The sequence below is a fragment of the Leptothoe sp. PORK10 BA2 genome, assembly GCF_034932105.1.
Taxonomy (GTDB): domain Bacteria; phylum Cyanobacteriota; class Cyanobacteriia; order Phormidesmidales; family Phormidesmidaceae; genus Leptothoe.
The window spans coordinates 1-3345 of record NZ_JAYGIG010000111.1; the positions used below are offsets into that span (position 1 = coordinate 1).

The window sequence follows — 3345 nt, forward strand, 5'->3', positions numbered from 1 at the left end:
ATGACTCAGCCCAACGATTCAGCAACTATCTCAAAGGCCATGCTGGCCGTATTCCCAACTATCGCTACTACCAGATGGAAGGCTTGCCCATTGGCTCTGGTCCCGTTGAATCTTGGGTCAAACAGATTGATGCCAGACTGCAGGTGACCGGTGCACAATGGAATGAAGAGACGTTGCCGCAAATGTTCAAGTTGAGATCCGCTTATCTCAATCAACAACTGGATTATTTTTCATCCGCCAGCGGATGACGTGCTCCCCGAGATAGTCCTTAGGACTGATGTAATGGGGGACAGCAATCATTGAGTGATCCGATGGTTTAACCTTATTGGTCTATTTTAGCGAACTGGCCAGTTTGCGATCGCGTTATATAAACCGGGTAAGTGCAGAACTTAACGCATGGCACCTACGACCCTGCCAACCGATCGAACGTTTGTTTTGCAATTGGTTTGACGTAGTTTTTGTATGCGCGGTCTTGGATTCATGTGCCTGCACATACGAATAAGGGGATTAGGGGGTGCGAATAAGGGGATTAGGGGGTGCGATCGCATGTTTCCTAACCTATCAGGGGTAGCTTGGGGTAGTCACCTCACCAATAAATTCGCTTAAGGAAGAAAATTCCAGATAGCATAACCACAACCCAACAATCAGATCTGCACCTCCATCACCTCAAAATTGCAGCCCTATAGCCATATCCAGCGACCCTCTACCCCGTCGATCAATGCAGTCACAGCCATTGAACCTACCCCTTTCAGAAACGTTAAATATCTCAGCCCTATCCAGGCTTTTTGTAGACACCACGAACTCCTACAAATACCTGTTCTGGGAGCTGACTTTTCCTGCTAAGTTCTACAACCGCCAAATATCAAGGATCTATAATCAGCTTTGCTCTCAATAAGGTTGAATTATTGAGAATAGATCACGAATTTATAGGGGTTCCAGGTAGCGAAAATCAGGTAGGTTTTTAGAGGCTGTTTTAAAAGGTAAAGGGGTGTATAAAATTACGCCAGTCTCCTCAGCATCAAGCGAGTCATGGCAATGTAAATCATGACCTCGGATGACTCGGGTAAATGCTCATAGTCCTTCAGCAATTCCAAATTCCAAGATACAGACATCAAAAACAGTGGAAAATAGCTGAGTGTCAACCACTGAAGAACGTGGTCAAGAGGTATTCCTCATTTTCTTGGCCGATTTCTTCTTCTCATCAAGCATGAACTCAATCAACGCTGACCAGCTCTCAAACCACAAATACTTTGTGAGCGCCAAGATATCCTGAAAGAAGCCTTTGCGGGTGCCGCGCTGCTGCCGAATTTGTTGATAGCGTTCGTCGGCTAAATGCAGCACCGTATGAAACAAAAAAGCTAGCAGGTTAAGCGTCAACAAAAAAGCCGATAGATGTGCTTTACCAGGGCCAAAGTTATGTTCGAGATGATAGCCCTTGGTTTTGAGCACATTGTGATTCTCGTTTTCGGTCTTCCAGCGACAACGACCGGCAGCAGCCACCTCACTGACTCGTTGGTTCGTGAGCCGGTGATTGGTAATCCAACTGTTGAGATAGAGGACTTTGCCATCGGATTTGCGCGTCACCGTCAGCTCACACCCGTTGACGGATAAGGTAGGGTTCTCTGAGCGTAACGGCACATCATTGAGGTATCGCAGTTGCCAAATCTCATCGGTCTTGCCGTTTTGCTGCGCTTGTTCAAGCGTCTGGACATGCCCATTGGCTTCTACGAATCTGCTCCACACTCGGTATGTTCTCTAGCCCAAATAGGCTCTGAGCGTTGTCTCGACCGCTGCGACTATTGAGCTGTCGCTGGTAGTCTAAAAATGATTCACTTTGCATGAAAAAACATGAAAATGCCCCCAATACCGCATCCTTGACGCTGTAGCTGGTCGCATTACTCGGTTTGCGTGGGTCACCTAGCTCATCAATCGTGTCGTTGAGTTCACTTAACAGACTATCGAAACTGAGCGCAGCAGAGAGCATCGGCTGAGTCCTAACAGAGCATTAGCACGGGGCTTGGACTAACTTTACTCCATATTAGTCAGGCTATTAATGTGAGTTTCGGTGAACACTAATGATGTTCATAAGTTGGAATTTGGAATTGCTGCTTACATCCTTAATCCTTTCAAGCAGGATAAAGTATTTTCAATCAGACAGATTTGTGACTAATAGAAATCTTCTAGGGTATCAACTTAAGCCGGGAAATCCTGGCTAGGTGGGGAATCAGGGGCCAGGAGCCAGAAGCCAGTGAGGTCCTGATTCCTGGCTCCTGGCTTCTGAACACTATCCTTGGAAAACATCCCGCTTTGAGTTGGTACCCATCTTCTAACTTACGCCTTTCGCCTTTCGCCTTTCGCCTTTATCTTTCGAAGCCTATTAGAAGCCAGATTTCACTTCCAAAACCACACTTTCTATATGAGCAGTGCACCAATCTTTCTGGAGAATGCCGTCTAACAAATCAGAACCTCGTCCTTCAATGTTGTCAATGGCCCGTACAATCGCCGCAACATTTCGCTCCCAACCCTGGTGTATCAGCTGGGGACAAACCGTTGCGATCGCATCCGGCAAAAAGCAAGGATTGAGCCGCTGTATAGCTGCAATAATCTGGATCATCTCGGCCTCGCTATTGTCGATCTGGATAATATTGATGCCAAGCAGTAGCTGGTACAGTAGCTGAGTCAGCTGGTGTACATCAACAAAGGTTTGGGCCAGAGTCAAACAGAGTTTGTCTTTCGCAAGGGCCAGGGGGGCAAAATGACTTTTATCAACCCGGCTGTAGGCGATTTTTTCTTGCCAGTAGCGCTGATACAGCTTACTGACAGTCAGGTCAGGGGGGACGTTGCCTTCTTGGGCAAAGAGGTCACACAGCAGGGCTAACAGCAGGGGATTTTGAATAATTTCTAGCAGTGAGCGGCTATCCGCTGATAGGGCCAAAATATTGTCGGCGAATGCTGTTCCTCTATCTGAGGTATCCGGCTCTGGAAAGTCGTCAGCCCGTTGGTGAAAAAATGCGCTGGCGGCCAAACGAATCTCAGAGGGTGTGAAGTTAGGCACATCAAACCGCTCAATCTGTCGCGTCAGCCCAGGCAGACGCTCTCTAATCGGTTCTAGATGGTCGTTATAGTCGTGATCGCGGCAGGTAAAAACGACCGTGACACCAGAGGGCATCAGCTGTTGTAACATTTCTCGGAAAGCAGGGACAAAATCTCGGTTGATCACTAGACCTCTTGCAAAAATGATTATGTGCTAAATTGCTGTATTTTGCTGCCAGTCTTCGGCAAGGTTGAGTTCATAATTGTAGAGTGCCGCTATCAAATTGAATCGCAGCCCATAGCGTCGTCGTC

The 3345-nt window shown here is 47.3% G+C and carries 3 protein-coding genes and 2 pseudogenes; 1 reads left to right on the forward strand and 4 read right to left on the reverse strand.

What is annotated here, in order from left to right; all coding sequences use genetic code 11:
* Positions 1 to 248: pseudogene (locus VB741_RS14790) on the forward strand (ISKra4-like element ISLesp1 family transposase); the annotation flags it as partial.
* Positions 249 to 998: 750 nt separating this feature from the next.
* Here VB741_RS14790 and VB741_RS14795 read toward each other — a convergent pair.
* From VB741_RS14795 to VB741_RS14805, 4 genes and pseudogenes are all read right to left on the reverse strand, one after another.
* Positions 999 to 1088: pseudogene (locus tag VB741_RS14795) on the reverse strand (IS5/IS1182 family transposase); the annotation flags it as partial.
* 70 nt (positions 1089 to 1158) lie between these two features.
* Positions 1159 to 1743, reverse strand: coding sequence for a hypothetical protein (locus VB741_RS26430; RefSeq protein WP_442786366.1), 585 nt, complete (start codon positions 1741 to 1743; stop codon positions 1159 to 1161).
* The gene (locus VB741_RS26435) at positions 1697 to 1984 is read right to left on the reverse strand and encodes a hypothetical protein (protein WP_442786367.1); all 288 of its coding nucleotides are present in this window, start codon (positions 1982 to 1984) and stop codon (positions 1697 to 1699) included. The genes VB741_RS26430 and VB741_RS26435 overlap by 47 nt, the downstream gene beginning before the upstream one ends.
* Before the next feature lie 393 nt (positions 1985 to 2377).
* The gene (locus VB741_RS14805) at positions 2378 to 3220 is read right to left on the reverse strand and encodes a hypothetical protein (protein ID WP_323365952.1); all 843 of its coding nucleotides are present in this window, start codon (positions 3218 to 3220) and stop codon (positions 2378 to 2380) included.
* Between the last annotated feature and the right edge of the window lie 125 nt (positions 3221 to 3345).

Bases quoted from the DNA above. Each gene is read 5' to 3' on its own strand.
- VB741_RS26435 (WP_442786367.1), bottom strand. From the start codon at position 1,984: ATGCTCTCTGCTGCGCTCAGTTTCGATAGTCTGTTAAGTGAACTCAAC.